This window comes from Chroogloeocystis siderophila 5.2 s.c.1 (assembly GCF_001904655.1).
GTDB lineage: Bacteria > Cyanobacteriota > Cyanobacteriia > Cyanobacteriales > Chroococcidiopsidaceae > Chroogloeocystis > Chroogloeocystis siderophila.
Genome location: NZ_MRCC01000040.1, coordinates 1 through 5308, shown reverse-complemented (window position 1 = coordinate 5308; position 5308 = coordinate 1). Strand labels below are relative to the sequence as shown.

Here is a 5308-nt window from a genome sequence, read left to right as displayed (position 1 = left end):
AGAAGGAATTTAGATGAACCTGGCACGGAGCTATTGTACCGCAGGGCTACCCCCAAAGTATCGTCGCCGCTGCAGCGTTTCACCTCTGAGTTCGGGATGGAATCAGTGTGGTTCCACTGCGCTAACCGCACCAGGAAAACTGTTGGAGCAGCAACTCCTGAAGACTGCAAAATCATGCCCCTAACTGCTTTCCACTTTTGACACTCCACCAATACTTGTGAGGTCAAGCCCTCGGTCTATTAGCACGCCTCGGCTACAAACATTACTGCTCTTCCACCTAGCGCCTATGAACAGGTGTTCTTCCTGTGACCTTACCTACTTCTTGTAGTGAGAGCACTCATCTTGAGGTGGGCTTCCCACTTAGATGCTTTCAGCGGTTATCCACGCCGCACTTGGCTACCCAGCGTTTACCGTTGGCACGATAACTGGTACACCAGCGGTGCGTTCCTCCCGGTCCTCTCGTACTAAGGAGGACTCCTCTCAATGCTCTTGCGCCTGCACCGGATATGGACCGAACTGTCTCACGACGTTCTGAACCCAGCTCACGTACCGCTTTAATGGGCGAACAGCCCAACCCTTGGGACGTACTTCCGCCCCAGGTTGCGATGAGCCGACATCGAGGTGCCAAACCTCCGCGTCGATGTGAACTCTTGGCGGAGATCAGCCTGTTATCCCTAGAGTAACTTTTATCCGTTGAGCGACGGCCCTTCCACACAGTGCCGTCGGATCACTAAGGCCGACTTTCGTCCCTGCTTGAGTTGTTGCTCTTGCAGTCAAGCTCCCTTTTTGCCTTTACACTCGCCGCACGATTTCCAACCGTGCTGAGGGAACCTTTGCGCGCCTCCGTTACTTTTTAGGAGGCGACCGCCCCAGTCAAACTGCCCACCTGAAACTGTTCCCGTGCCGGTCGACGGCTACAGGTTAGAATTCTAGCTTCGCCAGAGTGGTATCTCACCGTTGGCTCCCTACCCCCCACAAGGAGTAGTTCAACGCCTCCCACCTATCCTGCGCAAGCAAAGCCCGAACCCAATTCCAGGCTACAGTAAAGCTTCATAGGGTCTTTCTGTCCAGGTGCAGGTAGTCCGTATCTTCACAGACATTCCTATTTCGCCGAGTCTCTCTCTGAGACACCATCCAGATCGTTACGCCTTTCGTGCGGGTCGGAACTTACCCGACAAGGAATTTCGCTACCTTAGGACCGTTATAGTTACGGCCGCCGTTCACCGGGGCTTCGGTCGTCAGCTTCAGGATGACTCCCTGACCAACTTCCTTAACCTTCCGGCACTGGGCAGGCGTCAGCCCCCATACGTCGTCATTCGACTTTGCGGAGACCTGTGTTTTTGGTAAACAGTCGCCTGGATCTCTTCACTGCGACCTACTTGCGTAGGCACCCCTTCTTCCGAAGTTACGGGGCCATTTTGCCGAGTTCCTTAGAGAGAGTTATCTCGCGCCCCTTGGTATTCTCAACCTCCCTACCTGTGTCGGTTTCGGGTACAGGTAACAATAAGTTAACGTGCCACCGAGCTTTTCTTGACAGCTTGACTACACCACTTCGGTGCCGTAGCACCTCGTGCTCCCATCTTGGCTCAAAGCGTTTTCGCCGCTTCTCATCACCTTGAGTGGTTGAACCGGTAACCAACATCCGGCTGGCTTTGCCTTCTGTGTCCCTCTGCACTACTTATTGTCAGTACGGGATTGTTCACCCGTTGTCCATCGACTACGCCGTTTGGCCTCGCCTTAGGTCCTGACTAACCCTCCGTGGACGAACCTGCCGGAGGAACCCTTAGGGTTTCGGGGCATTGGATTCTCACCAATGTTTTCGCTACTCAAGCCGACATTCTCACTTCCGCTTCGTCCACACCTGCTTGCCGCTAGTGCTTCACCCTATCGCGGAACGCTCCCCTACCGATATTTACATATCCCACAGCTTCGGTATGTCACTTAGCCCCGTTCATTTTCGGCGCAGGAGCGCTTGACCAGTGAGCTATTACGCACTCTTTCAAGGATGGCTGCTTCTAGGCAAACCTCCTGGTTGTCTTTGCACTCCCACCTCCTTTATCACTTAGTGACAATTTGGGGACCTTAGCTGGTGGTCTGGGCTGTTTCCCTCTTGACGATGAAGCTTATCCCCCACCGTCTCACTAGCTGCTTGGAGCCTGGTATTCAGAGTTTGTCTCGATTTGGTACCGCTCTCGCAGCCCGCACCGAAACAGTGCTTTACCCCCAGACTTTCAATCACAGCCGCTGCGCCTCAACACATTTCGGGGAGAACCAGCTAGCTCCGGGTTCGATTGGCATTTCACCCCTAACCACACCTCATCCGCCGATTTTTCAACATCGGTCGGTGCGGACCTCCACTTGGTGTTACCCAAGCTTCATCCTGGACATGGTTAGATCACCCGGGTTCGGGTCTATAACAAGTGACAATTCATACGCCCTATTCAGACTCGCTTTCGCTTTGGCTACGGCTATGCACCTTAACCTGCCACACGTTATAACTCGCCGGCTCATTCTTCAACAGGCACGCGGTCAGACGTTGAATCGTCCTTCCACTGCTTGCAGGCTGACGGTTTCATGTTCTATTTCACTCCCCTCCCGGGGTTCTTTTCACCTTTCCCTCGCGGTACTGTTTCACTATCGGTCACACAGTAGTATTTAGCCTTACGAGGTGGTCCTCGCTGATTCACACGGGATTTCTCGTGCCCCGTGCTACTCGGGATTCAACTAGTATCGTTGCCTTTTCGACTACAGGACTTTCACCTTCTCTGGTACAGTATTCGACTGCTTCGTCTAACGCTCAGATTCCATATCGCTGTCCCACTACCCCAGAAGATAAATCTTCTGGTTTAGGCTATTCCCCGTTCGCTCACCACTACTTAGGGAATCGAGTTTTCTTTCTCTTCCTCCAGCTACTAAGATGTTTCAGTTCGCTGGGTTGGCTCTTGCCGACCTATGAATTCAGTCGGTAGTACATAGGGTTGCCCCATTCGGACATCTCCGGATCTCTGCTTGCTTCCAACTCCCCGGAGCGTTTCGTCGGTTACCACGTCCTTCTTCGCCTCTGTGTGCCTAGGTATCCACCATCAGCCCTATTTAGCTTGACCACTTGATTTATTAATGGTTGTCTTTTTGGCTTGATAGGTTCTGTAACTTTGGCTCATCTAGCGAGCCATTACATTCTACCTGCAATTATTTTTGGCATGATTATGCAGTTTTCAAGGTTCTGGCTGGAGATTTTCCAGCAGTTCGGTTTTTATGCCGATTGCTGAATTTTTCTCAACTTTTCTAGTTTATCATCTCTACCTAAGGTCGTCAAGGTCTTTGGCTTTCTTAAACCTCACTTGACTTCTTAACGAGAACTAATAACTTTGGCGCTTCTTGACTTAAGGTGGGCCATCCTGGACTCGAACCAGGGACCTCACCCTTATCAGGGGTGCGCTCTAACCACCTGAGCTAATAGCCCTTACTCGGTTTAGCCTGACTTGAACCGAATTCTAGTTTGAAAGCCACACATCTAACTTCGACCGACCTAGGTTGACCTGACACTGATTTGTTCTACAACTATCAGCGTTGGGTAGGTCTCCCTAAAAAGGAGGTGATCCAGCCACACCTTCCGGTACGGCTACCTTGTTACGACTTCACCCCAGTCACCAGCCCTGCCTTCGGCGTCCCCCTCCGCAAGCGGTTAGGGTAACGACTTCGGGCGTGGCCAGCTTCCATGGTGTGACGGGCGGTGTGTACAAGGCCCGGGAACGTATTCACCGCCGTATGGCTGACCGGCGATTACTAGCGATTCCGCCTTCACGCAGGCGAGTTGCAGCCTGCGATCTGAACTGAGCCATGGTTTATGGGATTTGCTTGTCATCGCTAACTTGCTGCCCTTTGTCCATAGCATTGTAGTACGTGTGTAGCCCAGAGCGTAAGGGGCATGCTGACTTGACGTCATCCCCACCTTCCTCCGGTTTGTCACCGGCAGTCTTTCTAGAGTGCCCAACTTAATGCTGGCAACTAAAAACGAGGGTTGCGCTCGTTGCGGGACTTAACCCAACATCTCACGACACGAGCTGACGACAGCCATGCACCACCTGTGTTCCGGTTCCCTAAGGCACCCCCACCTTTCAGCGGGGTTCCGGACATGTCAAACCCTGGTAAGGTTCTTCGCGTTGCATCGAATTAAACCACATACTCCACCGCTTGTGCGGGCCCCCGTCAATTCCTTTGAGTTTCACACTTGCGTGCGTACTCCCCAGGCGGGATACTTAACGCGTTAGCTACGGCACTGCTTGGGTCGATACAAGCAACGCCTAGTATCCATCGTTTACAGCTAGGACTACTGGGGTATCTAATCCCATTCGCTCCCCTAGCTTTCGTCCCTGAGTGTCAGTTGCGGCCTAGCAGAGCGCTTTCGCCACCGGTGTTCTTCCTGATCTCTACGCATTTCACCGCTACACCAGGAATTCCCTCTGCCCCTACCGCACTCGAGCGCTTCAGTTTCCACTGCCTGTTCGGAGTTAAGCCCCGACCTTTGACAGCAGACTTGAAGTGCCACCTGCGGACGCTTTACGCCCAATGATTCCGGATAACGCTTGCATCCTCCGTATTACCGCGGCTGCTGGCACGGAGTTAGCCGATGCTGATTCCTCAGGTACCGTCATTTTTTTCTTCCCTGAGAAAAGGAGTTTACAACCCAAGAGCCTTCCTCCCCCACGCGGTATTGCTCCGTCAGGCTTTCGCCCATTGCGGAAAATTCCCCACTGCTGCCTCCCGTAGGAGTCTGGGCCGTGTCTCAGTCCCAGTGTGGCTGATCATCCTCTCAGACCAGCTACTGATCGTCGCCTTGGTAAGCTCTTACCCTACCAACTAGCTAATCAGACGCGAGCTCCCCTTAAGGCTATAAATACTTTCACCTCTCGGCATATCGGGTCTTAGCCACCGTTTCCAGTGGTTGTCCCCGTCCTTAAGCCAGATTCTCACGCGTTACTCACCCGTCCGCCACTATGTCCGAAGACACCGTTCGACTTGCATGTGTTAAGCATACCGCCAGCGTTCATCCTGAGCCAGGATCAAACTCTCCGTTTTATTAACAGAGCTTTCGTCCTTGACTGCTACTTCTGTTCACAATCCGGACTCTTATCTATCCATTTAAGAGTTGTTTTGACGAAGACTTGATGTGCTTCTTTTGGCTTTCAAACTATATTCTTTTCTTGGTTCAGTCGCTCGGCTTGGCAAGGTCGTTTCGCTCGCCTCCCTCACCGGCGCTTTACTAATATATCTAACCCCAATCTGAATTGTCAAGTCAATTGGGAAA

1 tRNA gene and 3 rRNA genes are annotated in these 5308 nt (G+C 52.4%); all 4 read right to left on the bottom strand.

Features of this window, described 5'->3' with window-relative positions:
* Positions 1-17: 17 nt before the first annotated feature.
* The 4 genes from rrf to NIES1031_RS23020 all read right to left on the bottom strand — a co-directional run bounded on the left by rrf (position 18) and on the right by NIES1031_RS23020 (position 5079).
* Positions 18-135, bottom strand: a 5S ribosomal RNA gene (gene rrf / locus NIES1031_RS23035).
* 84 nt (positions 136-219) lie between these two features.
* Positions 220-3104, bottom strand: a 23S ribosomal RNA gene (locus NIES1031_RS23030).
* A gap of 285 nt (positions 3105-3389) precedes the next feature.
* Positions 3390-3463 (bottom strand) — tRNA-Ile (locus NIES1031_RS23025).
* A 125-nt stretch (positions 3464-3588) separates the two neighbouring features.
* Positions 3589-5079 (bottom strand): 16S ribosomal RNA (locus NIES1031_RS23020).
* Together the 16S, 23S and 5S rRNA genes with 1 tRNA gene alongside form the textbook arrangement of a ribosomal RNA operon.
* Positions 5080-5308: the final 229 nt, after the last annotated feature.